This is a genomic window from Mesorhizobium sp. M1307, from assembly GCF_040318155.1.
Classification (GTDB): domain Bacteria; phylum Pseudomonadota; class Alphaproteobacteria; order Rhizobiales; family Rhizobiaceae; genus Mesorhizobium.
Genome location: NZ_JAMYLR010000005.1, coordinates 31,790 through 57,906, shown reverse-complemented (window position 1 = coordinate 57,906; position 26,117 = coordinate 31,790). Strand labels below are relative to the sequence as shown.

Annotated in this window: 26 protein-coding genes; 9 read left to right on the top strand and 17 right to left on the bottom strand. The window is 63.3% G+C overall.

Annotation, left to right across the window (positions count from 1 at the left end; translation table 11 throughout):
• The first annotated feature begins 9 nt into the window (after positions 1-9).
• Both NKH16_RS08680 and NKH16_RS08675 read left to right on the top strand, forming a co-directional pair.
• Entirely contained in the window at positions 10-483 is a 474-nt protein-coding gene (locus tag NKH16_RS08680; protein WP_352746364.1) for a DUF4279 domain-containing protein, read from the top strand.
• A gap of 90 nt (positions 484-573) precedes the next feature.
• The gene (locus NKH16_RS08675) at positions 574-1,425 is read left to right on the top strand and encodes a sugar phosphate isomerase/epimerase family protein (protein ID WP_352746366.1); all 852 of its coding nucleotides are present in this window, start codon (positions 574-576) and stop codon (positions 1,423-1,425) included.
• Between the two features lie 24 nt (positions 1,426-1,449).
• Here NKH16_RS08675 and phnE (NKH16_RS08670) read toward each other — a convergent pair whose 3' ends face one another.
• The 12 genes from phnE (NKH16_RS08670) to phnG form a co-directional block, all read right to left on the bottom strand.
• Complete coding sequence (phnE, locus tag NKH16_RS08670; protein ID WP_352746368.1) at positions 1,450-2,817, bottom strand: phosphonate ABC transporter, permease protein PhnE; 1,368 nt, start codon at positions 2,815-2,817, stop codon at positions 1,450-1,452.
• A 67-nt stretch (positions 2,818-2,884) separates the two neighbouring features.
• Entirely contained in the window at positions 2,885-3,841 is a 957-nt protein-coding gene (phnE, locus tag NKH16_RS08665) for a phosphonate ABC transporter, permease protein PhnE (RefSeq protein ID WP_352746371.1), read from the bottom strand.
• 159 nt (positions 3,842-4,000) lie between these two features.
• Positions 4,001-4,909: a phosphonate ABC transporter substrate-binding protein gene (phnD, locus tag NKH16_RS08660; RefSeq protein WP_352746373.1), complete on the bottom strand. Its 909-nt coding sequence runs from the start codon at positions 4,907-4,909 to the stop codon at positions 4,001-4,003.
• A 90-nt stretch (positions 4,910-4,999) separates the two neighbouring features.
• On the bottom strand, positions 5,000-5,866 hold the full coding sequence (gene phnC / locus NKH16_RS08655; RefSeq protein WP_352746376.1) for a phosphonate ABC transporter ATP-binding protein: 867 nt from the start codon (positions 5,864-5,866) through the stop codon (positions 5,000-5,002).
• 166 nt (positions 5,867-6,032) lie between these two features.
• On the bottom strand, positions 6,033-6,743 hold the full coding sequence (locus NKH16_RS08650) for a DUF1868 domain-containing protein (RefSeq protein ID WP_352539452.1): 711 nt from the start codon (positions 6,741-6,743) through the stop codon (positions 6,033-6,035).
• A 551-nt stretch (positions 6,744-7,294) separates the two neighbouring features.
• Positions 7,295-7,912, bottom strand: a complete 618-nt coding sequence (locus NKH16_RS08645; protein ID WP_352746378.1) for a DapH/DapD/GlmU-related protein — start codon at positions 7,910-7,912, stop codon at positions 7,295-7,297.
• Positions 7,909-8,616, bottom strand: a complete 708-nt coding sequence (gene phnL, locus NKH16_RS08640; RefSeq protein ID WP_352746381.1) for a phosphonate C-P lyase system protein PhnL — start codon at positions 8,614-8,616, stop codon at positions 7,909-7,911. Before phnL ends, NKH16_RS08645 begins: the two co-directional genes overlap by 4 nt.
• Before the next feature lie 2 nt (positions 8,617-8,618).
• The gene (gene phnK / locus NKH16_RS08635; RefSeq protein WP_352746383.1) at positions 8,619-9,395 is read right to left on the bottom strand and encodes a phosphonate C-P lyase system protein PhnK; all 777 of its coding nucleotides are present in this window, start codon (positions 9,393-9,395) and stop codon (positions 8,619-8,621) included.
• Complete coding sequence (locus tag NKH16_RS08630; RefSeq protein WP_352746386.1) at positions 9,392-10,303, bottom strand: alpha-D-ribose 1-methylphosphonate 5-phosphate C-P-lyase PhnJ; 912 nt, start codon at positions 10,301-10,303, stop codon at positions 9,392-9,394. Before NKH16_RS08630 ends, phnK begins: the two co-directional genes overlap by 4 nt.
• Entirely contained in the window at positions 10,300-11,412 is a 1,113-nt protein-coding gene (locus NKH16_RS08625; protein ID WP_352746388.1) for a carbon-phosphorus lyase complex subunit, read from the bottom strand. Before NKH16_RS08625 ends, NKH16_RS08630 begins: the two co-directional genes overlap by 4 nt.
• A 1-nt stretch (position 11,413) precedes the next feature.
• Positions 11,414-12,025, bottom strand: a complete 612-nt coding sequence (phnH, locus tag NKH16_RS08620; RefSeq protein WP_352746390.1) for a phosphonate C-P lyase system protein PhnH — start codon at positions 12,023-12,025, stop codon at positions 11,414-11,416.
• Complete coding sequence (gene phnG / locus NKH16_RS08615; RefSeq protein ID WP_352899063.1) at positions 12,025-12,486, bottom strand: phosphonate C-P lyase system protein PhnG; 462 nt, start codon at positions 12,484-12,486, stop codon at positions 12,025-12,027. Before phnG ends, phnH begins: the two co-directional genes overlap by 1 nt.
• A 134-nt stretch (positions 12,487-12,620) precedes the next feature.
• On the opposite strand from phnG, the gene phnF reads away from it, so the two are divergent.
• Positions 12,621-13,364 carry a phosphonate metabolism transcriptional regulator PhnF gene (gene phnF / locus NKH16_RS08610; RefSeq protein ID WP_352448378.1) on the top strand — a complete coding sequence of 248 codons (744 nt, stop codon included), beginning with the start codon at positions 12,621-12,623 and terminating at the stop codon, positions 13,362-13,364.
• 18 nt (positions 13,365-13,382) lie between these two features.
• Here the strand turns inward: phnF and NKH16_RS08605 are convergent, their stop codons facing one another.
• From NKH16_RS08605 to NKH16_RS08585, 5 genes are all read right to left on the bottom strand, one after another.
• Positions 13,383-14,399 carry a zinc-binding alcohol dehydrogenase family protein gene (locus tag NKH16_RS08605; protein WP_352899060.1) on the bottom strand — a complete coding sequence of 339 codons (1,017 nt, stop codon included), beginning with the start codon at positions 14,397-14,399 and terminating at the stop codon, positions 13,383-13,385.
• A 70-nt stretch (positions 14,400-14,469) separates the two neighbouring features.
• Positions 14,470-15,435 (bottom strand): ABC transporter permease, encoded by a 966-nt coding sequence (locus tag NKH16_RS08600; protein ID WP_352448376.1) that lies wholly within the window; start codon positions 15,433-15,435, stop codon positions 14,470-14,472.
• Positions 15,432-16,985: a sugar ABC transporter ATP-binding protein gene (locus tag NKH16_RS08595; RefSeq protein WP_352746398.1), complete on the bottom strand. Its 1,554-nt coding sequence runs from the start codon at positions 16,983-16,985 to the stop codon at positions 15,432-15,434. The genes NKH16_RS08600 and NKH16_RS08595 overlap by 4 nt, the downstream gene beginning before the upstream one ends.
• 104 nt (positions 16,986-17,089) lie before the next feature.
• A complete protein-coding gene (locus tag NKH16_RS08590) occupies positions 17,090-18,085 on the bottom strand; it encodes an ABC transporter substrate-binding protein (protein WP_352746401.1) in 996 nt (331 codons plus the stop codon).
• 329 nt (positions 18,086-18,414) lie between these two features.
• Positions 18,415-19,920, bottom strand: a complete 1,506-nt coding sequence (locus NKH16_RS08585; protein WP_352577423.1) for a UxaA family hydrolase — start codon at positions 19,918-19,920, stop codon at positions 18,415-18,417.
• Positions 19,921-20,175: 255 nt separating this feature from the next.
• On the opposite strand from NKH16_RS08585, the gene NKH16_RS08580 reads away from it, so the two are divergent.
• The 6 genes from NKH16_RS08580 to gnd all read left to right on the top strand — a co-directional run bounded on the left by NKH16_RS08580 (position 20,176) and on the right by gnd (position 25,983).
• A complete protein-coding gene (locus tag NKH16_RS08580) occupies positions 20,176-21,078 on the top strand; it encodes a GntR family transcriptional regulator (RefSeq protein WP_352746403.1) in 903 nt (300 codons plus the stop codon).
• Between the two features lie 119 nt (positions 21,079-21,197).
• Complete coding sequence (locus NKH16_RS08575; protein ID WP_352746405.1) at positions 21,198-21,554, top strand: DUF2946 family protein; 357 nt, start codon at positions 21,198-21,200, stop codon at positions 21,552-21,554.
• A gap of 101 nt (positions 21,555-21,655) precedes the next feature.
• Positions 21,656-22,192, top strand: coding sequence for a copper chaperone PCu(A)C (locus NKH16_RS08570; protein WP_352746407.1), 537 nt, complete (start codon positions 21,656-21,658; stop codon positions 22,190-22,192).
• Between the two features lie 25 nt (positions 22,193-22,217).
• Positions 22,218-22,736, top strand: coding sequence for a YcnI family copper-binding membrane protein (locus NKH16_RS08565; protein WP_352746410.1), 519 nt, complete (start codon positions 22,218-22,220; stop codon positions 22,734-22,736).
• A 56-nt stretch (positions 22,737-22,792) separates the two neighbouring features.
• On the top strand, positions 22,793-24,418 hold the full coding sequence (locus NKH16_RS08560; RefSeq protein WP_352746412.1) for a copper resistance CopC/CopD family protein: 1,626 nt from the start codon (positions 22,793-22,795) through the stop codon (positions 24,416-24,418).
• 140 nt (positions 24,419-24,558) lie between these two features.
• Positions 24,559-25,983: an NADP-dependent phosphogluconate dehydrogenase gene (gene gnd, locus NKH16_RS08555; RefSeq protein ID WP_352746415.1), complete on the top strand. Its 1,425-nt coding sequence runs from the start codon at positions 24,559-24,561 to the stop codon at positions 25,981-25,983.
• Positions 25,984-26,117: the final 134 nt, after the last annotated feature.

The following is a 26,117-nucleotide window of genomic DNA, read 5'->3' as shown; positions in this document are numbered from 1 at the left end:
GACTGCTGAATGTCTTCACCACCCGAAACCGATCGACAATACGCATACTTTCGCGCAATCGGCGAAGATGACCCTGCAGAGATCACAAGTCTGCTTGGGTTTGAGCCTAACCGATGCTGGCGGGTTGGTGACGTTTTCGAACGACGCGGGCATACCTTTCGTCGCAGATCATTGTCTTGGAAACTTGATAGCCGTTTGGACGACACTGAAGCACTTGATCTTCATATCGACGCTCTGCTGGCAAGGCTGAGTCCACGCAGAGACGAACTTCTGAAAATACGCGTGAAGTTCAAAACGCAAATTGTTTGCGTGGGTCATTCATATCAAAGCTTCAGTTGGGAGCTCGACTTCGATGCGCAACGGAGCGCCACGGCACTCGGGATCGGGTTTTATATTGATGCCTATAGTTTCGGCGATCACCACGAGGAAATGGTCGCATTGAGAGAGCAGTTGGGGGTGCGCGCCGAGGGTGAGACAACATGATGGCGGTGTCGAGAGCGTCGCTTTCATCATAGCTCGCGTGACGTCGCGGAAGAACGGAATCTGGGAGGATCAAAGAGGGAGGGGGCGTCGATGAAGATCGGCATGTGCATGCTGTTGTGGACGACGGCCGTCTCGAAAAAACACGAGCCGTTGTTGAGGGATATCAAGGCGACCGGCTTCGACGGCGTCGAAATACCGGTCTTCTCCGGCACGCCGGACAACTACAGGAAACTCGGCGAGCTGCTCGACCGTATCGGGCTGCAACGCACCGCCGTCTCGGCGATGGGCGATCCGGCGATGAACCTGATCTCGCCGGATGCCTCGACGCGCAAGGCCGGTATCGACTACATGAAATCGGCGATCGACTGCGCTCAGGCGCTTGGCGCGAAAACGTTGAGCGGCCCGCTCCATTCGACACTCGGGGCCTTCTCCGGCAGCGGGCCGACGGCGACCGAGAAAAGACGTTCGATCGCTTCGCAGCGCGCCATCGGTGACCATGCCGGCAACAAGGGTGTCACCGTCGGGCTGGAGGCGCTCAACCGCTTCGAATGCTATCTGCTCAACACGATGGACGATTTGTCGGCGCATATCGACGCGATCGACCGGCCGCACATCAAGGCGATGTACGACACGTTCCATGCCAACATCGAAGAGGCTGACCCGATCGGGGCCTATACGCGCAACCGCAAGAACATCGTCCATATCCACATTTCGGAGAACGATCGCGGCGTGCCGGGCCGCGGCCACGTCCCTTGGAAAGAGACGTTCTCTGCCATCCGCAAGAGCGGTTATGACGATTGGCTGACGATCGAGGCGTTCGGCCGCTCGCTGAAGGATCTGGCCGCGGCCACCAAGGTGTGGCGCGACTTTTCCGAAGGCCCGGAAGCCGTCTACCGCGACGGCTACAAGCATATCAGGAATGGATGGAGGAAGGCGCCCTAACCGCACGCCTGCGCAACGCCCCCGTCAGCCCCGGCTGGCCTGGATCCTGTTGTAGTCGTGGATCGTCCTGCTCAGCCGGCGGCGCAGGAAATTGGAAATGTTGTCGAAGATGAAAACGACGAGCAGGACCAAGAGCACCATGTAGAAGACATTGGCCCAGTTGGAATTGGTGCGCATGGCCTCCCAGAGCTTCAGGCCGATGCCACCGGCACCGACGGCGCCGATGATCGTCGCGCCCCTGGTGTTGGATTCCCACTGATAGAGTGTCTGGCTGATGAAGACCGGGATCACTTCCGGCAGCACGCCATAGCGCTGCACCAGCAAGCCGTTGGCGCCGGTCGACTGGATGCCCTCGCGTGGCTTGTCGTCGATGTTCTCGAGGCCCTCCGAATAGACTTTGCCCAGCGTGCCGATCTCGGTGAAGAAAATCGCGGCGCTGCCGGCAAGCGGGCCCGGGCCGAAGGCGCGGGTGAAGAACAGCGCCCAGATCAGCATGTCGACCGAACGCATGAAATCGAAGAACCGCTTTAGCACCTGGCTAAGCAGGCCGCTCGGGGTGATGTTGCGGGCGGCGAAGAAGGCGAGCGGGAAGGCAACGATGCCGCCGAGCAAGGTGCCGAGAAACGCCATGGCGATGGTCTGGAACAGCTTCGTCCAGACGTCGCCATGCTGCCATTGGGCGTTGTTCCAGATATTGTCGGCGGCCAGCGCAATGTTTGATGTGCCCGGCTTGAGCTGGGGTCCGGACATCAGCAACGAGACCACCTCGCCGGGCGACTTGCCGAAGAAGGGCGAGCGTGTGTCGAAGACGAAATTCGCCCAGCCGAGGAAACGTTTGCGGACCTTGACGCGATCGACGGTTATGCGGACCTCGCCGGCAAAGCCCATCCTGGCGACGATCTCATCGTCATGCGCGGTGATCCACTCCGGCACCGGGCCGGATATTACCGGTTTGCCGCTGGCCAAGGACACCGGCACCGTCTGGCCATTGGCGACCAGCGTCGCCTCGGTCTTGTCGAAGATGACCGATTTGGCCCGGCCGTCGATCAGGATGGTGTAGGAGCCGTTGGCGTTGGTGATGACCCAATCGGGATGCGGATCTTCGCCGAGCGCCGAAAAACGCGGGTATCTGGGTGTGATCTGAGGCTGGTCGAGACGGAATTCCGGCTGCAGATCGTAGCTGATCCATTGCGTCAGGAAGAGCGGCAGGCGCTCCCAGTGCGATTCCCTCAGCACTTGCGGCAGGCTGAAGAACCACAAGGCGTAGAGGAGATAGAGTAGGATGCCGGTGAACAGGACCAGCGGGCCGAAGCGTTTGTACAAGGGCCGCCGGAACACTTGGGGAAAGCGCTCCTCGATCGACCGCATCTCATCGGCGGTCATTGCGGCCATGGGCAGTCTTCTTGTTGATTTGCCATGATCTTTTCCAAAAACCGGAATCCACTTTTTGGGATCATGGTCAGGCACCCATCATGAATGCCTGCTCGCCGACGAGCTTGCGGCGTAGCCAGGCGGAAAACTGGTCGACGAGGAAGATCGTCGTGAACAGCAGCAGCACCAATGCCAGCGTCTTGGCGCCGAAGCCGCGCGAGATGGAGAGCTTCAGTTCCTCGCCGATGCCGCCACCGCCGACCGCGCCGATAATGGTCGAGATACGCACATTGATCTCGATCCTGAGCAGCGTGTAGGACATGAAATTGGGCAGCACTTGCGGCAGGCCGGCAAAGCGCACGCGCTCGAACCAGTTGGCGCCGACCGCGCGCAGGCCTTCTTCGGCGCGCATGTCGATGTTTTCGTTGATCTCGTAGAAGAGCTTGCCGAGAGCGCCGATGGAATGCAGGCCGATGGCGATGATGGCTGCGACCGGGCCGGTCGAGAGGATGGCTGCGAACAGGCCGGCAATGACGATCTCGGGGAAGGCGCGAAGCAGTTCCATGAAGCGCTTGACGACGAGCCTGAGCACCGGACTGGGCGTCAAGTTGCGCGCGGCGATGAAGGAAAAGGGCACCGCAAAGACAAAGCCGATGAAAGTGGAAACCAGCGCCACGTTAAGCGTGGTGAGCATCAGCTCGAAATATTCGGGTAGATAAAAGCCGCCCCAGAGATAGACGCGGCCAAGCGGGAAGTTGAACTCTTGGCTGCCCTTGTCGTGCGGCGATGCGATGTCGAACAGCGCCCGCCAGACGTCGTTCCAGTCCTTGGGAACAAGCCAACTAAGGAAATCCAGTATGTGCGGCAGCCGATCGAAGAAATGTCCGGCATTGGCCTCGTCGGCGAACCACATGGCTGTGCACATGGCGACAAGCAGTGAGCCGATGCCGAGCGCCGTGTAGAACCGGCGCAAGGACGTCTGGCGTCGCCAGGCGTCTGCTGCCTGCCAGACCGCGTCTGAACGAATTGTAGCGGCGAAGGTCATACGGGGTCACGAGCGGACACGCAAAAAGGGCGGCGACCGCATCGGCCCGAAAGTCGACTTTCGGAAAGCACGATGCGGCATCTAAGTGTTAGAGCGTACTTTGTGCGTCCAAGTGGACGCACGTCGCTCTAATGGACGCCGCCCTTTCCGCAATTGTCGTCAGCCGCCGATCGCGGCTTTGCGGGCTTCGACGATGACGCTGTAGAAGTCCGGCTTCACCGGAACATAGCCGGTGAAATCGCCCCCTTCGATGGCCTCGAAGCAAGGCTTGTCCTTGGCCGGCAGGCTGGTGAAGAAGTTGGCGAGCTTGGCGCTCATATCGCCGCCGAGTGCGGTGCGCACGACCAGCGGGCCGTTCGGGATCAAGCCGGAGCGCCAGACTTCGACGAAATCGTTGGGGTCCACGGCGCCCTTGGCGACTTCCTTGTGGAAGGTGCCGGAGGTGTAGCCGTTCTTGAAGTCGCCGATGCCAGAGGAATCGTCAACCGCAACATCGACCTTGCCGTCGCGAACGGCGAGGAGGTTGTTCTCGTGGCCACCATTGAACTGTGTCGAGGCGAAGAAGGTTTCGTTCGAAGCGCCGGTGTCTTTCGGGATCTGGGTCAGCGGGATCAGGTAGCCGGAGGTCGAATCCGGGTCGGCATAGCCGAGCTTCTTGCCCTTGGCCGACTTGATGTCGGTGATGCCGGACGACTTCAGCGCAAGGCCGATCGAATAATAGCCGGTCGCGCCGTCGGTCTGCTGGGTGGTGAGGATCGGGGTCACGGCGGTCGGATCCTTGAGGTAGACGCTGGCATAGCCCGACGCGCCAAGCTCTGCGAAATCGAGCGTGCCGCCGAGCAGGCCCTGGATAACGCCGTCATAGTCGGCGGCCGGGAACAGCGAGACCTTCTCGAAGCCGAATTCGGACTTCATGTGATCGGCGAGGCACTGAAAGTTGCGCAGCCGGTCCGCTTCGTTTTCACCGCCAAGGATGCCGATGCGGAATTCCTTGATATCCTGGGCGTGAGCGGCGCTTGCCGCGATGGCGAGCAATGAAACGGCGCCAAAAACCATCTTCCTGAACATTATCTCTCTCCTGTTGGTCCCGGCCTCGCGCCGGTAGCGTTCGAATTTTTTGACAGGTGCCTTTGACGCGGGCGGGCGATCAGGCCGTTCTCAATATCCCGGGAATGCGGGCTCGAGCGGTCCGGCGGATGCAGCGATTTTCTGTTTGATGGCGACACTGGTGGAGGTGATGGCCTCGGAGATTTCGCCGCCATTGCTGTCGGCGCCGTAGACCATGCGCACGGCCTCGCGGTTGAGGGCTTCGGGCGGGCCGTCGAAGACGACCTTGCCGGCGGCCATGCCGATGATGCGGTTGCAGTAGGTGCGGGCCGTATCCAGCGTATGCAGATTTGTGATGACGGTGATGCCCTCGCGCAAATTGATGTCCTGCAGCGAATCCATCACCACCTTGGCGTTGAGCGGATCGAGCGAGGCAATCGGCTCATCCGCCAGCAACACCTTCGGCTGCTGCATCATGGCGCGCGCAATCGCAACGCGCTGCTGCTGGCCGCCGGAAAGTGTGCCGGCCGGCTGCAGGGCGGTGCGGGCGATGTCGAGGCGCTCGAGGGCTGCAACCGCCTCGGCGCATTCACCGCGGGAGAACATGCCAAATAGGTTGGACAGCGTCGAGCGGTGGTTGAGCCGGCCGAGCAGCACATTGGTCAGCACATCGAGGCGCGGCACGAGATTGAACTGCTGGAAGATCATGGCGCAGTCGCGCTGCCATCGCCGGAGCGGCGAGCCGCGCAACCGGGAAATTTCGGCGCCGTCAAAAAAAATCGATCCTTGGCTCGGATCGATGAGGCGGTTGATCATGCGCAGAAGCGTCGATTTGCCGGCGCCGGAGCGACCGATGATGCCGACCATCTGACCGTGCGGAATCGAGATGTCGACATTGCTGACAGCGGTGTTCTTGCCGAACCGGCGGGTGACGCCGCGAATTTCGAGCGTTGCTGACATTTCTGGCGTTGCTGACATGGGTAAGTTCCAGTCCAGTCGCGGTTGAAGGTCTGTTAACCCTCGCTAGCGCAACGGCATGAACCTGCGGTGTCGGATTGATGTCAGTTTTGTTACTGCCCACAGGCGCGTTTGGCGCGAAGGCGAGTTGACCCAAACCGCTGCCGTCCGGGCGGCTTGGATGGGATCAGCCGAGGATCAGCAACTCCTCGAAATGCTCCATGTCCCTGAAGCGGCAAAAGGCAGGTGGCCGCAGCTCGATCACCGGAGCCTGGCGGGCAAACAGCGAGAGGCAATCGTCGAACAGATCTTGCCACTCGGACGCCCCTTCGTCCGCCAGACGCCGGATCTGGTAGGCGAACGTGATGTGGAAGACGTAAGTGTCGTGGTCGGGATGCCGGTATCCGAAAGGCGCCGACAAGGCATCGCGCCATGCGCGCAGGATATGCACGTCCTCATCGGTTGCGCCGGCAACGGTCAAGCCCGTCGGCACGACATCGACGACCTTGATCTTGAAGGCGCCGTAGCCTTCGAAGCCGTTCAGGCGTTCCTGATAGAGGCGGGTCATGTCGTCGATGCTGGTGTCGAGCGGCACATCCTCCGGCCAATAGGGAAGCCGGCGGCGGTATTCGATGATGCCCTGGAACAGCGTCATGTGCAGGCTGGAGACGGGCGTGAAGGCCAGCCCGTCGGCATCAGGCATGGCGCGCATGCGCTCACGCACGTCGATGATCACCGCTTCCGAAGCCGAGCCGTTGACGAGATGGCAGACGACCGTGTTGCCGGGCTCGTTGAGAAAATTACCAGAGGTGTCGTAGCGCCTGCCGAGATGCACCGGAGGGGTCGGGTTCGAGCCGGCAAAGAATCCGGCGAGCGAAGGTCTGACTGAAACAGGCATTGCGATCTCCAAAGGAAGGCCGCGTCCTGCCCCGACGATGTGTCAGGGACATGAAAACCGTGCCAAGAAGTAGAATATCAAAGGCATGATTCGCCAAGTGATGCTGCCGGGGTTTCCACATCATCAAGATTGAAATAAAGATTCAAACTCGTATCAAAGAGAGGCTTCCTAATTGCTACGTTGGCGCCAGTGGTTGCGACTGTATGCTGCAGGGGTAGTCGCTGCGATGAGTTTCACAGTGGCCCTGGTTTTGACGTCCATTATATCGGGTTGTTAGCTTGAACCATCCAATATCTGGATACTTGTACAATTATGGAAATGGGCGTGACGCGGCCATTATTCTAATGATTCTCATTTTTTTAATCGTTCTAGTTACGATAAATTTTGCAAATAAAGTTGAGGAAAAACCAAATCGCTTATAGATATTGGTTGTGACAAAAAATTTATAGAACTTATCAGGTTAAATCAGACTGGTGTTGCTATTCTTATTACGTTAGGATTTCTTTCTATTATTTTGGACATTTGCCTGAGCGGCTGACTTATTCAGGGCGTCAACCCCCATGCTTCTCCAAAAACTGATTGGCCTCCAGCTCGCGGAAATCGTCGAGCGCGGCGCGCAGCCTTGCATGGTCCCAGTCCCACCAGCCGAGCGCCTGGTAGCGCTCCGCGGTGCGGCGGTCGAAGCGTTCGCGGATCGGCTTGGCCGGTACGCCGGCGACGACGGTGTAGGGCGCGACGTCCTTCGACACCACCGCGCCGGCACCGACCGCCGCGCCATGGCCGACGGTGACGCCGGGCAGGATGGTCGAGCCGTGGCCGAGCCAGGTGTCGTGGCCGATGGTGACGCGTTTGGCGCGGCGCTTGGCGAAGAATTCGCTCTCGTGCTCGGCGTCGTCCCAATAATCCGAGGCGCGATAGGTGAAATGGTGCAGCGTCGGCCGCCAGGTCGGATGGTTGGTGGCGTTGATGCGCACGCTGGCGGCGATGTTGGCGAATTTGCCGATCGTCACGCACCAGACGCCACAGTCCTGCATCATGTAGGAATAGTCGCCGAGCGTGCTTTCCGACACCCGGCAGCGCTCGGCGATCTCGGTCCAGCGGCCGAGCGTCGAGTTCTCGACTTGCGCCGTCTCGTGGACCAGCGGCGTTTCCGACAGCTTTCTTGTCATGCGGCAATTTTCCCGGCGGCAAAAGCTGTCACGTCGATGACGCGGTCGGCCACCGCCTCGCGCACGTCGCGGTCGTGGAAGATACCAAGCAGGGCAACGCCGGCCGCCTTCTTGGCCGCGATCAGCGCAATCACCACGTCGCGGTTCCTGGCATCGAGCGAAGCGGTCGGCTCGTCGAGCAGCAGGATCGGATGCTCGGTGATGAAGCCGCGCGCGATGTTGACGCGCTGCTGTTCACCGCCGGAGAACGTCGCCGGCGGCAGCGCCCAGAGCTTCTCCGGCAGGTTGAGCTGCGCCAGCAAGGCACGTGCCTTGCCGTGCGCGACCTCGCGCTCCTCGCCGCGCTCGACCAGCGGTTCGGCGACGACATCGAGGGCGGAGACGCGCGGTACGGTGCGCAGGAACTGGCTGACATAGCCGATCGTGAGCCGGCGCACGGCAAGCACGGTGCGAGGGCTGGCCGTCGCGAGATCGATGAGCCCGTCCTCGTGCTGGACGATGATCTGGCCTTCGTCGACCGCATAGTTGCCGTAGAGCATCTTCAGGATCGAGCTCTTGCCGGCGCCGGACGGGCCGCCGAGCACTGCACATTCGCCGCTCCTGATCGAAAACGACACGCCGGCGACGACAGGCAGTTTGATGCCATCGCGCAGATGCATGGTGAAGCTCTTGGCGACATCGGAGACGACGAGCGGGGTTGCCATGGTTACACCTGAAGTATCGAGGAAACGAGAAGCTGGGTGTAGGGCGCGCGCGGATCGTCGAGCACGCGGTCGGTCAGGCCGCTTTCGACGACACGCCCGTCCTTCATCACCATCATGCGCTGCGATAGCAGCCGCGCCACCGCAAGGTCGTGGGTGACGACGATGGCCGCCAGGCCGAGATCGGTGACTAGTCCGCGCAGCAGGTCGAGCAGGCGCGCCTGCACCGAGACATCGAGGCCGCCGGTCGGCTCGTCCATGAACACCAGCCGCGGCCCGGTGACGAAGTTGCGGGCGATCTGCAGGCGCTGGCGCATGCCGCCGGAAAAGGCGCGCGGCTCGTCGTCGATGCGGTCCTCGTCGATCTCGACGCGCGACAGCCAGTCGACGGCAGTGGCGCGGATGTTGCCGTAGTGGCGGTCGCCCACCGCCATCAGCCGTTCGCCGACATTGGCGCCGGCCGATACAGTCATACGCAGCCCGTCGGCCGGATTCTGGTGGACGAAGCCCCAGTCGGTGCGCATCAGGAACCGGCGTTCCGCCTCGCTCATGCGGTAGAGCTCGCGGAACTGGCCGTCGCGCATGCGGTAGCTGGCGGTGCCGGAGCTCGGCAGCAGCCGGGTCGACAGGCAGTTGAGCAATGTGGTCTTGCCGGAACCGGATTCGCCGACGACAGCCAGCACTTCCCCCGGCCACAGGTCGAAGCTGACGTTCTCGCAGCCGACACGCGAGCCGTAGAATTTGGACAGTGCCGAGACGCGCAGCAGCGGTTCGTCGGTCATTGCGCCGGCTCCGTTTTTTCTGGGGCAAGATGAGTTTCAGGCGCGAGATGGCCGCGATGGCCCTCTTCGCGGCGCTTCTCGCAGTGGTCGGTGTCGGAGCAGACGAACATGTGGCCGCCATGGTCGTCGAGGATGACCTCGTCGAGATAGACGTTCTCGGCCGCGCACAGCGCGCAGGGCTGGTCGAAGGTCTGCACCTCGAAGGGATGATCCTCGAAGTCGAGGCTGACCACCTCGGTGAAGGGCGGCAGCGCATAGATGCGCTTCTCGCGGCCGGCGCCGAACAATTGCAAAGCCGGCGAACGATGCATCTTCGGATTGTCGAATTTCGGCGTCGGCGACGGGTCCATGACATAGCGGCCCTCGACCTTGACCGGGTAGGCGTAGGTGGTGGCGATGCGGCCGTGCTTGGCAATGTCCTCGTAAAGCTTCACATGCATGAGGCCGTATTCCTCCAGCGCATGCATCTTGCGCGTTTCGGTTTCGCGCGGTTCGAGGAAGCGCAGCGGCTCGGGGATCGGCACCTGATAGACCAGCACCTGGCCCGCCGTCAGCGGGTGCTCGGGGATGCGGTGGCGGGTCTGGATGATGGTCGCCTTCGCCGTCTCGGTGGTGACGGCGACATCGGCGACTTTCTTGAAGAAGGCGCGGATCGAAACGGCATTGGTGGTGTCGTCGGCGCCCTGGTCGATGACCTTCAGCACATCGTCGGGGCCGATGATCGAGGCGGTGACCTGGACGCCGCCGGTGCCCCAGCCATAGGGCATCGGCATTTCGCGCGAGGCGAACGGCACCTGATAGCCTGGGATAGCGATGCCCTTGAGGATTGCGCGGCGGATCATGCGCTTGGTCTGCTCGTCGAGATAGGCGAAGTTGTAGGTGGCGATGTCGGCTGCTTGCGCGGTCATTCGGCGGCCTCTCTCTTCTCTTCCACCTTGCCGGTATTCTCGCGGGCGTCATGCTCTGCGCGCATGCGACGCACCAGGTCGAGCTCGGCCTGGAAGTCGACATAGTGCGGCAGTTTCAGATGCTCGACGAAACCGGTCGCCCGGACATTGTCGGAATGCGAGATGACGAACTCCTCGTCCTGGGCTGCGGCGACGACATCCTCGGCGAATTCGCTCGCCCGCAAGGCACGGTCGCAAAGCGCCATGGCCATCGCCTTGCGCTCGCTCTGGCCGAAGACGAGGCCGTAACCGCGGGTGAACTGCGGCGGCGCCTTGGCCGAACCCTTGAACTGGTTGACCATCTGGCACTCGGTGACGCGCACGCTGCCGAGCGGTACCGCGAAGGGCAGTTCGGGCACGTCGAGTTCCAGCTCGACCTCACCGATGCGGACCTCGCCGACGAAGGGATGGTTGCGGGCATAGCCGCGCTGGGTGGAATAGCCGAGGGCCAGCAGAAAACCCTCGTCGCCGCGCGACAGCGCCTGCAGCCGGACGTCACGCGCCATCGGGAATTCCAGCGGTTCGCGGGTGATGTCGCCAGGAACGTGGTCCCCAGGCATTTCGCCATCCGGCTCGATCAGGCCTTCACGGGCAAGGATCGCCGAGACGCGCGGCATGGCCTGCGCTTCGCCTGCACGCTGTTCCGGCTCGGCGACATCGCCGCCGGTAGCAAGTTCGGGATCGAGCAGCCGGTGGGTGTAGTCGAAAGTCGGGCCGAGCAACTGGCCGCCGGGCAGATCCTTGTAGGTCGCCGACACCCGCCGCTCGACCAGCATCGTGCCGGTGTCGATCGCCCTGGTGTAGCCGAAACGCGGCAGCGTGGTGCGATAGGCGCGAACCAGGAAGATCGCCTCGATCATGTCGCCGCGCGCCTGGACGATGGCGAGTGCCGCCAATTCCCTGTCGTAGAGCGAACCTTCGCTCATCACCCGGTCGACGCCGAGCGCCAGTTGCTCGACGATCTGGTCGAGACGAAGTGCGGGCACCGAACGGTCGCCGCGCCGGCGGTCGGCGAGCAGTTTGTGAGCATTGCGAATGGCCGTCTCGCCACCCTTTACCGCAACATACATGCTACGCCTCCATGATCTTGATGCGCGTCGTGCGCGGCAGGCAGGCAACGCCGTCAGGGGTGGCGAGGACGATGTCGACACCGCGGGGAAAGCGCTGGTTGTTCTGCTTCCATTGTTCGACGAAATGGCGTGGCATTTGCGCCGGCGCGATCGTCGCAGTCTTCTCGATGCCCGGGCCTTCGAGCAGCAGCGGAGCGCCGGAGACGAGATCGCCGACCTCGAGGATCAGCGTCGTCGAACGATCGGGATAATCCTGGGTGCCTTGCGAAAACCCGTCGAGCGCCATCATCTCGGCCGGCGTGGCGATCAGCGCGAAATGCGCGTCGGCCGGGGTGTTGGCCAGCGGCGCGCCGGTATGGAAGCCAAGCCAGGATTTCACCGCCGCCGACCCCTGCAAAGCCGGGTCGAGCCAGAGCGGCGTGTCGTTGTCGCACAGCGTCAGCGCAACGGCGCCGGCGGTGGCCGACAGCGGCACCGGGGGGTGGGCAAGGGCCGGCAAGGGCTGGACGCTGCCCGGCCGCGCCATCGCGTCCATCACGGCACGGAATACGGTCTGGGCATTGAATACCGGATCGGCGAAGCCGCCTTCAATGGATTGAGTGGCGATATCCATCAGTCTTCTCCGCGCACCATGGTGAAGAAATCGACCTTGGTCGCCGCCGTTTCGGCGCGGCGCTGTTCACGCGCCTTGGCCAGTGCCGCCTGCAAGGGCGCAACGATCCTGGTCTCGACCTCGTTGCGGTGGGCAGGATCCTGCCAGAGCGCGTCGGCGATTGCAGCCAGCCTTGCCTTCTGCTTGTCGCGACCAAGCGCGTAGCAGTGGCCGACATGGCCGGACGCAAGCCGCACCGTGGCACGGGTGACCGTCGCCTCGCCGACATTGAAGGGCGCGCCGCCGCCGCCGATGCGGCCGCGTACCGTAACCAAGCCGGTTTCGGGGCCACGCAGAAGTTCCGCTTCGCAAGGCAGGCCGGTTTCGTCCCACAGGCGGACGATGTCTTCGCCGGCCGATTGCGCCAGCGTCGCCATCACGGCCTTGCGCTCGGCTTGCTCTCGCGCTTCCCGTCCTGGCATGGCCGTACTCCTCGTTTGCGTGCATTTGTCTATTGATATAGACAACTATACAAATCATATCCATTATCTAGCGCGTGTCCATGACGGGCACGTGACACGGGCCAAAAGATCGGCGCAAGGAATTGGGGCGGGAGATGATCGGACAAGCCAACAGCATCGAGCGGCGCAGCGGTGTCGCGCTGTGGCGGCAGATCGCCGACCAGATACTGCATTCGATCGCCGCCGGCGATTTTCCCGAGAATGCCGCGCTGCCGCCGGAGATCGCGTTGGCCGGACGCTATGGCGTCAACCGCCACACGGTGCGTAGCGCTATCGCAGCGCTGGTGCAGGAGGGTGTGCTCAGGGCGGAGCAGGGGCGCGGCACCTTCGTGCTGTCGCGCAAGCGGCTGTCTTATCCGATCGGCGCCCGCACCCGCTTTTCCGAGGGATTGCAAGGACAGGCGTCCGAGCGGCATATCACCTTGCTCGCGTCATCGATCGAGCCGGCCAACCGTCGTGTCGCAGAGGGCTTAGGCCTTGCGACGGGGGCCGATGTGATACGCCTGGAAACGCGCGGCGAAGCCGATGGAATGCCGGTGTCCCGCGCGGCCGGCTGGTTCGATGCCAGGCGCTTTGCCGGCATCGATGCCGCCATGGCGGAAACCGGTTCGATCACCGCATCGCTGGCACGTTTCGGCATCGACGACTATCTCAGGCAATCGACCGTGCTGTCGGCGCGCCATGCCGATGCCGCCGACCTTGCGGACCTCGAGCTGCAGCCCGGCGCCATCGTGCTGGTGACGGTCGCCGTCAACGTCACGCCCGACGGTCAGCCGATACAGTTTTCGGAGTCGCGCTTCCCGGCCGAGCGGATCGAGCTCAAATTGTCGGCGCTCTGAGATGCGGCAGCCCTGGCATCATCCGACTTGAATGACGGCCTTGATCAGGCCGGACTTCTCATGCGCCCAGCGGGCGAGGTCGTGCGGCGTCTCGCCAAGCGTGGTGCGGTGGGTGACCAGCTTTGCCAGCGGCAGCGCGCCGTTGCGGATCGAGGCGGCGACATGGTCGAAATCGGCACGCAGGGCGTTGCGGCTGCCGATCAGCATCATCTCGCGCTTGTGGAATTCGGGATCGGAAAAGGCGACGTCGTCCTTGACGACGCTGACCAGGACCAGCGCCCCGCCATGCGCGACATGGGCGAAGGCCGACTGCACCGACTGGGTGTTGCCGGTGGCATCGAAAACCACGTCGAAGCCGTCGCGGCCGGTTGCTTCCCGCACCAGGTCGGCAGCGGTACCTCGCGAGCCGTCGAGCGTCGCGAAGCCGAGTTCGCTTTCGGCAAAGCCAAGCCGTTCAGCGCTCATGTCGAGCAGCGTCACGTCGAGCCCGGCGATGCGGGCGAACAGCGCCGTGCCGAGCCCGATCGGGCCTGCACCGATGACCAGTGTGCGCGCACCTGGATCAGCGAGCGAGCGCCGCACGGCATGGGCGCCAATCGCCAGGAATTCGACGGCGGCGGCATCGGCCAGCGACAGGCCGTTTGCCGGATAAAGATTTTGCGCCGGCACCAGGATCTGCTCGCACATAGCGCCGTCGCGGTGGACGCCGAGCACCTCGATCCTGACGCAGCAATTCGGCTTGCCTTGCCGGCAGGCGATGCATTTGCCGCAGGCGAGATAGGGATTGACGATCACCGCTTCGCCGACGGCGAGATCGACGTCCTCGCCAACCTCGATCACGGTGCCGGAAACCTCGTGGCCCATGATGCGGGGATAGGCGAGGAACGGGTGCTTGCCTTCGAAGATGTGATAGTCGGTGCCGCAGATGCCGACATGGCTGACGGCGACCAGCGCCCAGCCGGCGGGGGGCGCGTCAGGCGCCGGACGATCTTCGAGGACAAGTTCGCCGGGCGAGCGGCAGACGACGGCTTTCATGCTTCAATCCAGTCGGTTCATGGCACCGCCGGCCCTGCTGTCGCGAGGCCGGCGGTTGTTGGGAGGCGGTCTATTTGCCGCGGCGGCGCAGTCCGTCGAAATAGACGATGACGATGATCAGCACGCCGGTGATGATGCGCTGCCAGAAGGCGTTGACGTTGAGCAGATTGGCGCCGTTGTTGATGGTGGCAAGGATGAAGGCGCCGAGCAGCGGTCCGTGCACGGAGCCGACAGCGCCGAACAGCGAGGTGCCGCCGATCACCGAGGAGGCGATCGCCTGCAATTCCCAGCCCTCGGCCTGCGTCGGATTGCCGATGCCGATGCGCGAGGCAAGCAGCACGCCGACGAAGGCCGCACACAGGCCCGACAGCGTGTAGGCCATGTAGATGGTGCGCTGGACGTTGACGCCTGACAGGCGCGACGCCTCGGCGTTGGAGCCGACCGAGAACAGATAGCGGCCCCAGCGGCTGTGGTGCAGGAAGATGTAGGCTGGGATGCCGACCAGGATCACCATCCAGAACAGATTGGGAACGCCGGCGAAGGAACTGCGCGAGAACGTCTGGAAGGCGTCGTTGTTGATCGAGATCGAGTTGCCATTGGTCATCAACAGACCGATGCCGCGCAGCGAGGTCAGCGTTGCCAGGGTGATGATGAAGGGCGGCAGGCCCATCTTGACGATGCCGAACCCATGGAACATGCCGATGGCGACGCCGACCAGCAAGGTGATCAGGATGGCGAGGAAAACCGGTGTGCCGGCGTTGATCAGCATCGCGACGATGACGGTGGCGAAGCCGACCACGGCGCCGACGGAAAGGTCGATGCCGCCGGTGATGATGACGAAGGTCTGGCCGACCGCCAGGATGGCGATCATCGACCCTTGCCGCAACAGGTTGGAGATGTTGTTGGCGGAGGCGAAGCTCGGCGTCGCCACCGACAGGATGATCCATAAAAGAACCAGCAGCGCCAGCAGTGTCAGCCCGAACAGGGCGTTGTAGTTGCGTTTCGGCCTTTCGGCAGCGATCGCCTCGGTGCTCATATCTTCCCTCCCGGTCTTTCTTGTTTCTCGGCCAGCGCCTGGGTGAGGATCTCCTCGTGATCAGCGGTACGAAAGCCGTGCGTGGCCACCAGCTTGCCGCGCCGGAACACGTGCAGCGTGTCGGCGAGTTCATAGACCTCGGGCAGGTAGGACGAGATCAGGATGATGCCGGCTCCCTTGGACAACAGCGCGCCGAACAGGCGGTAGATCTCGGCCTTGGTGCCGACGTCGACGCCGACAGTCGGCTCGTCGAAGATGAACAGCTTGGCGCCATGGGCGAGCCATTTGCCGATGACGATCTTCTGCTGGTTACCGCCGGACAGGCTGGAGGCCAGCGCGCCGCGCGTCGGCGTCTTGATGCGCAGGTCGGCGATCTGGCGATCGGCTTGCGCCTTTTCCTGCGCGCGGGAGATCAGCAGATTGCTCGAGATGCGCTTGTAGATCGGCAGATTGAGGTTGAGTCCGACCGGCAGGTTGAGGCAGAGGCCCTGGTCGCGGCGGCTTTCCGGGGCCAGCGCCATGCCGAGCCTGATCGCGTCATGTTCGGAATTGACCTTGACCTCCTTGCCCCCCCAGAGGATCTGGCCGGCCGATTTGCGGTGGCGGCCATAGAGCGTGGTGACGAACTCGCTGCGCCCGGCGCCGATCAGGCCGTAGAGGCCGACGATCTCGCCGGCGCGGACGGACATCGAGACATTTTCGAAACCCTTGCCGGACAGGTTCCTGGTTTCGACGATGGTCGCGCCGGGGGTGAAATGCTCCTTGTGGTAGACCTGCTCGATCGAGCGGTTGATCATCATCTTGACCAGCTCGGCGTCATTGGTCTCGGCAATGTTCCTGGTGCCGACCAGCGTGCCGTCGCGCAGCACCGAGACGCGGTCGGCGAGCTCGAACACTTCTTCCATGCGATGGCTGATGTAGATGATGGTGACGCCTTCGCCCTTCAGCCGGCGGATCAGCGTGAACAGCTGGTCGGCCTCCTTACGGGTAAGATAGGCGGTCGGCTCGTCGAAGATCAGGAATTTGGTGCCGCGCACCGTGGCGCGGGCGGCGGCGATCAACTGCTGCTGGCCGATGGTCAGGTCACCCAGCATGACATGCGCCGGCAGGTCGAAGCCGAGATCGTCGATGATCTTCTGCGCCTGCCTGACCATCGCCCGCTGCTGCAGGATGCCGAAGCGGGAATCCTCCTCGCCGAGGAACATGTTGGCGGCGACGGTGAGATGGCGGCACAGGACGACTTCCTGATGCACGGCATTGATGCCGAGCGCCATCGCCTCATGCGGCGTTGCCAATGCGGCAGGCTTGCCCTCCCAGATGACATCGCCGGAGGTGCGCGGCATGACGCCGGTAAGAAGCTTGATCAGGGTGGATTTGCCGGCGCCGTTCTCGCCGACGATGGCGTGGATCTCGCCGGCCTTAAAGGCGAGATCGACCGGCTTCAGCGCATGGGTGCCGGGATAGCGCTTTTCCAGCCCGCGGAGTTCGAGGATGGTCCTGCCCGGTTCCAGCGTTGGGGCCGGATGGAGTTCCTGCGCCGTCGACATCATGACAATCCTCCCAGATTGGCCACCAAAGATTGGCCTCGCGATTGGCACGAGTGGGATGTTTCCGGGGCGAAAAGGCCCCGGAAACAGTTCACTTGCGGCTATGCTCAGTCGAGCTTCGGGTTGAGCAGCGCGTCGATCTTCGGATCCTTCATGTTGGCCTTGGTAACCAAATTGGCGCCGGTATCGACATTGGCCTCGACCTTCTCGCCCTTCGAGGCGGCGAGCGCCGTCTTGATGCCGTCATAGCCCATCCGGTACGGATCCTGAACGACGAGAGCCGAAATGACGCCGTCGTTGAGGAACTTGATCAGCTTCTCGTCGCTGTCGAAACCGACCAGCCCGACCTTGCCGGCAAGACTGTTCTCGGCGATCGCCTGACCGACGCCCTGCGCCATGATCAGGTTGGAGGCGAAGATGCCCTTGAGGTTGGGGTTGGCGGTGATCAGGTCGGTGGCGATGTTGAGGCCGGTGGTGGCCTGGCCGTCGGCGTATTTGTCGGCGACCAGCTTGAGGCCCGGATATTTGGCAGCGAGCTGTTCCTTAAAACCCTGGGCCCGCTGTTCGAGCGAGCCGGCGCCCGGAAGAGCGGTGATCAGGGCGACGTCGCCCTCGACCTTGCCGCCATTGGCTTCGCCGATGGCTGCGGCAAGGCCGTCAGCGGCGACGCGGCCGCCCTGGATGTTGTCGGTGGTCAGGAACGAGGTGAAGGCTTTGGAGTCGGCGCCGGAGTCGATGCCGATGATCTTGACCTTGGTGGCGGCCTCGTCGATCGGCTTGCCGAGCGCCTTGGCTTCGGTCGGCGCGATGACGACGGCGGCCGGGTTACCGGCGACGGCATTTTCGAGGATCGAGATCTGGCCGTTGACGTCGGTCTCGGCCTGGGCGCCGAGTTCCGGCACGTTGACGCCGAGATCCTTGCCGGCCTTGCGGGCGCCGGCCAGAACGATCTGCCAGTAGAAGGACGTGGTGTCCTTGACGATGATCGGAATGGTCGCGTCGGCCGCGGATGCCGGGGCCGAGTGCATCACGCCGGCAATCATCGAGGCGGCTGCGAGTGCCACGAAGGCGCGGCGATTGAGAATGCTGGTCACGAATTTCATTAGGAGTCCTCCCTAAGTCGCCCGGTGAATGTTACGGAAGCTCCATTCGGATGGCGCGGCCCAAACGGAACTTTATCAATAAAAAACATTTACCGCATTTTGATAGTGCATCACCTCGGTCGGCGCAAGCGATGTTTGATGGCCGCTCGAATGGCTGGGCGGGAAAGCTTGCTCCCTCGGAACTCCGCTGCCAATCTCCTCCAATATGTCGCATGGAATATTAATTCCATCATCCAGTCAATATGGAATGTTCATTCTTTTTCGGGAGCGTTGGAACTGTGACGCCTGGCGATCACGTCCGGTGTTCGCGATTATTGCGCATGTCCGGCTTAGAGCGTCGCTCCGAGATGCCAAGGCACGAACTCGTTGTCGCCGTAGCCGAACTCTTCGCTCTTGGTCTTGCGGCCCGAAGCCGTCTCGACGATCAGTTCGAAGATCTCGCGGCCCATGCCGGCGATGGTCTTTTCGCCCGAGGCGATGACGCCGCAATTCACGTCCATGTCCTCCTCCATCGTGTGATACATGGTCGAGTTGCTGGCGACCTTGATCGACGGCGTCGGCCGGCAGCCGAAGCAGGAGCCGCGGCCTGTGGTGAAGACGATGACGTTGGCGCCGCCCGCCACCTGGCCGGTGGCCGAGACCGGGTCGTAGCCGGGCGTGTCCATGAACACCAGCCCGTGCCCGGTGACCTTTTCGGCATAGCCGAAGACGCCGTTGAGCGGCGTCTGGCCGCCCTTGGCGACCGCGCCGAGCGACTTTTCCAGGATGGTGGTCAGGCCGCCGCGCTTGTTACCCGGTGAGGGATTGTTGTCGATCGATGCGCCATGCTTGGCGACGTGGTCTTCCCACCATTTCACATAACCGTCGAGCTTGGCGGCGATCTCGGGGGTTGCGGCGCGATAAGCGAGCAGGTGCTCGGCGCCGTAGATCTCCGTCGTCTCGGAGAGGATGCCGACACCGCCGACGCCGGCCAAAATGTCGACCGCGGCACCCAGCGCCGGATTGGCGGTGATGCCGGACATGCCGTCGGAGCCGCCGCATTGCAGGCCGACGACGATCTCGCTGACCGGGATCGGCTCACGCTGAAGCTTGCCGACCTCCTCGGCGATCTCGGCCAGCACGACCAGCGCCTTCTCGACCGATTTGCGCGAGCCGCCGGCTTCCTGGATGTTGAAATGACGTTTTCCCGCGGCAACGCCCTTCTGGCCGTAGAGGGTGAGCTGGTTGACCTCGCAGCCGAGCCCGACCATCAGCACACCACCAAAATTCGGATGACGGGCGTAGCCGGCCAGCGTGCGGTGTAGCACCATCATGCCGTCGCCGGTGGCGCTCATGCCGCAGCCCTGGCCGTGGACGATCGGGACGAAGCCGTCAATGCCGGGATATTGCGGCAAAAGCGTGCGGTTCGCCGCGTCGGCGATGGCGTGGCAGACGGTGGCCGAGCAATTGACGCTGGCGAGAATGCCAATGAAGTTGCGCGTGCCGGCGCGGCCGTCGGCGCGGCGGTAGCCCATGAAGGTGCGGGCGCGGTCGGCCTCGGTCGCATGCACTGCCTCGCTCGGCGGCACCACCGGCAAACGCCCGCTTTCGAAGACCAGATTGTGCGAATGGACATGCTCGCCGGGCGCGATGTCTTGCGTGGCGCGGCCGATCGCCTGGGCGTATTTGACCACGGCCTCGCCGGCCGCAATCGGCTTGATCGCCACTTTGTGGCCCGGCTCGATCACTGCGGCGGCGACGGCGCCGCCCGGCAGCACGGTGCCGATCTCGATGCGGCCATTGGCGACCGCGACATTGTCGGCGGGAGACAGAAGAATGCTGTTTGCGGCGTTCACGGGAGCTTCCTGGGTGTGTTCCTGGGTGCGCGAGCGGATTGACACGCGGCTCTTAACATATAATGTCTTTTATCGTGAAAAAACATTTTTGCGTCAATTGTTTTTTCGCCAGAGCGCGACGCGTCTTTGGATGCGAGAAGTAGGCTCTACAACCAAAACTAGCGTTGCGCATGATGTTTTCCGAAAAGGTACCGGTTTCATGCGCGAGAAACGCTTCACACCGGCCGCAAACGCCGATGCGCCACGGGGCAGGGGATGTCGAAGAGCAACAACGTTTACAAGGACGCCTATAATCGCGGTCTGAGGCTGCTCGACGAAACCAGGAGCCTGCCTTCGGAGCCGGAGCTGGGTACGCTGCTCGGCGTCAGCCGCACGACGGTCCGCACTATCCTTGCGCGCATGGAAGAAACCGGGCTGATCGACTGGAACAAGCGCAGCAAGACGGTCCTGCGCGAACCGCGACCGGACGATTTCTTCCCCGAGGAAGAAACCGATACGCTGGCCGAGATCATCGAGCGCTCCTTCATGCGGCGGCTGCTTGCCAGCGGTGCCGAAGCCGGCATGCAGATCAACGAGCTCGAACTGGCGCGCGAGATCGGCGTCGGCACCACTAGCGTGCGCGAATTCCTGATCCGCTTCTCGCGCTTCGGGCTGATCGAGAAGCGCCGCAACAGCCACTGGGTGCTGAAAGGCTTTACCCGCGCCTTCGCGCTGGAGCTTACCGAAATCCGCGAGATGTTCGAACTGCGCTCGGCCGCAGCCTTTGCCGCTCTGCCCGAGGACAGCCCGGTGTGGGACGACCTCGACCGCCTGGAAGACGAGCATCACCGGCTGGCGCGCGAGATCGCCGTGCGCTTCAACGAATTCTCCGAGCTTGACGAGCGCTTTCACCGGCTGATCCATCGGGCATCGCACAACCGCTTCATCGTCGATTTCTACGACGTCATCGCCATGATCTTCCACTACCACTACCAGTGGAACAAGGCGCAGGAGCGCGAGCGCAACGAAGTCGCGGTCCAGGAGCATCTCGCCTATATCGCCGCACTCAAATCGCGCGATCTCGCCAAGGTCGACGCCGCCTGCCGCAAGCACCTGAAATCGGCCCGCCACACGCTGCTGACGTCCATTCCCGAGGGCAGGCAGCCGCAACGCGCGTGATTGTGTTGCGTTGCCGCAGCAACGTTTTGGCGATTTTCCGGCCGCCGGCTCCGTGGTAGAGAGCTGACGTTGCTGCGTGAAGAGGCTGGTTCTTGACCATACGCCGGAGACGATGGAGCATGCCGGTCGTGTTCGCCGCGGCGTGGCTTTTCGTGCTCCAGTCGATATTCGGCGCGGTTGCTTCCGGCGTCGAGCCGAACGCCTCGCAATTCGATGCTTTCGGCAACACGATCTGCACCCATGGCGGTGCGGCGCAACTCCCCGCCGGTGATCCGCATCAGCAGCACATGCCGGCTTGCTGCATGCTTGGCTGCAACCTCGTTTCGGCGGTCTACGCGCCGCCCGATGCCGCCGGGAGCCTGGCTCGCAGCCTTTCCATCGAAACCATCGCCTTTTTCCTGCCGGCCTTCCGGCATCGCGATTTCGCCCGCGCCCGCACTCCGTCCAATCCGCGTGCACCACCGGCGACGGCCTGATCCGTTCTGGTTCGCGCCGCGCAACGCTTTGCCGGCGCGTTTATCGACATCGTTCGCGATCGGCCATCGGCGCGATCCCCCTTAAAGTCCACGGAGCAATCATGTCTCACTGTTTTCGCGCTGCCGCATCCAGCCGCAGGCGCTTCGCACTGGGTAGTTTCGAGCAGCGTCTCGGCATCGCCCTTTGCGCTCTTGCCCTCCTGTTCGCCAGCGCCCAGACGGTGTTGGCACACGAGTTCAAGCTTGGCGATCTCGAGATCGGGCACGCCTGGTCGCGCGCCACGCCAGCCGGCGCCAAGGTGGCCGGCGGCTACTTCACCATCACCAACACAGGCAGTGCGGCGGATCGCCTGCTGTCGATCACCTCCGACATTTCGGCCAAGGCCGAACTGCACGAGATGGGCGTCAGCAATGGCGTGATGACCATGCGGCCGGTCACCGGCGGCCTCGAAGTCCCGGCTGGCGGCAAGGTCGCGCTGGCGCCCAACGGCTATCATTTGATGTTCATGGATTTGAAGCGGCAGCCCAAGGAGGGCGAAACGTTCTCCGCCACGCTGACCTTCGAGAAAGCCGGGCCCGTGCAGATTGAATTCGCCGTGCAAGGCATCGGCAGCGCGGCGCCCCAGGACGACGACTGACTTGGCCGCTTCGAGAGGTAGCCTCATGAAGAAATCTCTTTTGCCCGGCTGCGTGCTTCTTGTCCTCGGGACCAGCGCGGCCTTTGCCCACATCACGCTCGAAACGCCGGAGGCGGCGGTGGGCTCGACCTACAAGGCGGTTCTTCGGGTGCCGCATGGCTGCGAGGGCAAGGCGACGACCGCGCTGCGCGTGCAGATCCCGGAAGGGGTGCTCTCGGTCAAACCGATGCCGAAGCCGGGTTGGACACTGCAGGTCAAGAACGGCAAATACGAAAAGTCCTACCAGCTCTACGGCCAGGCAGTGACCAGCGGCGTCAAGGAGATCGACTGGAGCGCCGGCAGCCTGCCGGACGAGTTCTATGACGAATTCGTCTTTCGCGCGACGCTGGCGTCCGACCTGCCGGCAGGCCAGATGCTGCATTTCCCGGTGGTGCAGGAATGTGACGGCATTGCAGATCGCTGGATCGAGATTCCGGCGGCCGGGCAGGCTGAGGACGCGCTGGAATTTCCGGCGCCCGGCCTCAAGCTGCTGCCGAAGACGTGATCCTTACGCGGCGCGCTCTATCCGAAAGAGCGCGCCGCTGTCTTTGTGGCGGTGACATGAGCGCGACATCCATCCTGCGAACGGCCTGCACAACCGGCCGGCTTGCCATCGGCCTGCTGGCTGCGATTGTGCTGCTTGCCACCATTGCCGCGCCAAACGCAGCCTTCGCCCATGCGGCGCTGATCAAGGCCGAGCCGGCTGACGGTGCGGTGCTGGCGCAGAGCCCGTCGCAGATGTCGCTGACCTTCAGCGAGCCGGTTTCGCCGCTGGTGCTGACGCTGGTGCGGCCCGACGGTACGTCGATCCCGCTGAGCTCTTTCCGGCTCAGCGGCCAGACCGTCGAGATCGACAATCCGCAGGCGCTGACGTCGGGCACGCATGTGCTGAGCTGGCGGGTAATCTCCGCCGACGGGCATCCGGTCGGCGGCTCGGTGCTGTTCTCGGTCGGTGCGCCGAGTGCTGCGCCGGCCGCCTCCGAAGCTGTCGACCGGGAGCTTCGAACGGCGATCTGGATCGGCAAGGTTTTTCTATACATCGGCCTGTTTTTCGGTGTCGGCGGTGCCTTTGCGCTAGGCTGGCTGGCGCAAGGCGGCCGATCCGGCCAGAACATGATCGTCGCCGCGATCCTGTGCGGGCTGGCCGCCGCACTCTTGTCGCTCGGTTTCCAGGGGCTGGATGCACTCGGCGCGCCGCTTGCCCTGCTGGCGCAGCCGGTCATCTGGCAGACCGCGCTCGGTACCAGCTTCGGCTGGACGGTGCTGATCGCGCTGATGGCGCTCGCCCTTGGCCTGCTATCGCTGGTCGTGTCGCCCGCCGACGCAAGGCCGCTCGCCTTGGCCGGACTGGTCGGCGTCGGCGCTGCACTTGCCGCCAGCGGGCATGCCAGTGCCGCCGAGCCGCAATGGCTGACAAGGCCGATGGTGTTTCTGCACGGCGTCGGCATTGCTGTCTGGGCCGGAGCGCTGACGCCGCTCGGTCTAGCCTTGAAACGGCAGCCGGCCGAAGCCGGGCCGTTGCTGCGCCGGTTTTCACGAGCGATCCTGTTCGTCGTGGCGGTGCTTGCGGCAGCCGGCATCGTGCTCGCCGTCATCCAGGTGCAAACGCCGTCGGCGCTGGTCCATACCGCTTACGGCCGGCTGCTGCTGCTCAAGCTGGTGCTGCTCGTCTTTCTGTTCACGCTCGCCGCCATCAATCGCTTCAAGCTTACGGCTCCGGCTGGGGCGGGCGAAACGGAAGTCGAGCGGCGGCTGGCCCGCTCGATCTTTATCGAGCTGCTGATCGTGGTGGCGATCTTCGGCGTTGCCGCCGGCTGGCGCTTCACGCCGCCGCCGCGGGCGCTGGCGATCGCCGCGGCACAGCCGGCATCGGTGCATATCCACACGCTGCAAGCGATGGCCGATCTCAGCATTGCGCCCGGCCACACCGGACCTGCTGCCGCTTCGATCTTCATCATGACCGGCGATTTCGGCCCGCTTGACGCCAAGCAGCTAACGCTGGTCCTGTCAAAGCCCGATTCCGGCATCGAGCCCATCAAACGCCCGGCGACGAATCCCGGCGACGGCACCTGGCGCGTCGACGATCTCGTCATTCCGGTCGCCGGCCGGTGGACGGCGCGGCTCGATATCCTGGTCTCGGATTTCGAGATGGTGAAGATAGAGGCGCCGATCGACATCAGGCCGTGACGACAGCGCTGGTCCACGCAAGACAATTCGGCGAGGCGGTTGACGCGGCCGCGAACCCCCGTCAATCATCGCCATCAAGAATGGGCGTCCAACCCAATCGCGGGCTCAAACCAACAAGATCCGAAAGCAGGGAAGAAACGATGGAAAAAGCCGAAATCGGCCTGATCGGCCTTGGCACGATGGGCTCCAACCTGGCGCTCAATATCGCCGAGAAGGGGCACCGCATCGCCGTCTTCAACCGCACCGCGGCGCGCACCGATGCCTTTGTCGAAAATGCCGGCGCGCTCAGGGATAGGGTGGTGCCTTGCTACAGCCTCGAGGAACTGGCGGCCGCGATCCGGCCGCCGCGGCCGATCATCATCATGGTGCTGGCCGGCAAGCCGGTCGACGAGCAGATCACGGCATTGCGCGGCGTGCTGTCGGCCAACGACATCGTCATCGACGCTGGCAATGCCAATTTCCGCGATACGATGCGGCGCTTTTCCGAGCTTACCGATTCGGGCCTGACCTTCATCGGCATGGGCGTGTCCGGCGGCGAGGAGGGCGCACGCCACGGTCCCTCGATCATGGTCGGCGGCACCGAAGAGTCCTGGAAGCGCGTCGAAAAGGTGCTGACCGCCATCTCGGCCAAGTTCAAGGGCGAGCCTTGCGCGGCGTGGCTTGGCACCGACGGCGCCGGCCATTTCGTCAAGACCATCCACAACGGCATCGAATATGCCGATATGCAGATGATCGCCGAGATCTACGGCATCTTGCGTGACGGGCTGGGCATGGGCCCGAAAGAAATCGCTGAGGTGTTTTCCCAGTGGAACACGGGCAGGCTCAACTCGTACCTGATCGAGATCACCGCCAAGGTGCTGGCCGCCGACGATCCCAAGACCGGCAAACCGGTGGTCGACATCATCCTCGACCGCGCCGGCCAGAAAGGCACCGGCAAATGGTCGGTGATCGAGGCGCAGCAGCTCGGCATCCCGGCCACCGCGATCGAGGCGGCGGTGGCGGCGCGCGTGCTGTCGTCGATCAAGGACGAGCGGCTTGCCGCCGAAAAGGTCTATGGCGGCGGCGTGAGCAGGATTTCCGGGGACAGGGACGCTCTGCTCGGCGATCTCGAGCTGGCGCTGTTTGCCGGCAAGATCGCCGCCTACGCGCAAGGCTTCGCGGTGATGAGCGGCGCGTCGAAGGAATTCAACTGGAACCTGCCGATGCCGGTCATCGCCAAGATCTGGCGGGCCGGCTGCATCATCCGCTCGCAATTGCTGGATACAATGGCGGAGGCCTTCGGCGCCGGCGGTGCGGCCACCAACCTGTTGATGGCGCCGGCTTTCGTCTCGTTGATGCAGGAGGCACATCCGTCGCTTCGCCGTGTCGTGGCAAGGGCAGCCGAAGCCGGCTCGCCGGTGCCGGCCCTGTCATCGGCACTTGCCTATTTCGACAGTTACCGGCAGGGCCGCGGCACTTCGAACCTGATCCAGGCGCAGCGCGATTTCTTCGGCGCGCACGGCTTCGAGCGCATCGATGGGCCGGGCGCCTTCCATGGCCCATGGGGGAGCGGCGCGGCGGGTTAGCGCCTGAACTTGGACGTAGAGTCCAATTTTGCGGTTGCCAGAAAGCAGATATCTCCAGCGACCAACTGGGTGTCGGGTCGCGCCAGGAACCTGCTATGCCGGTAGAGACGATTGACGGTCTCATCGGTATCGGC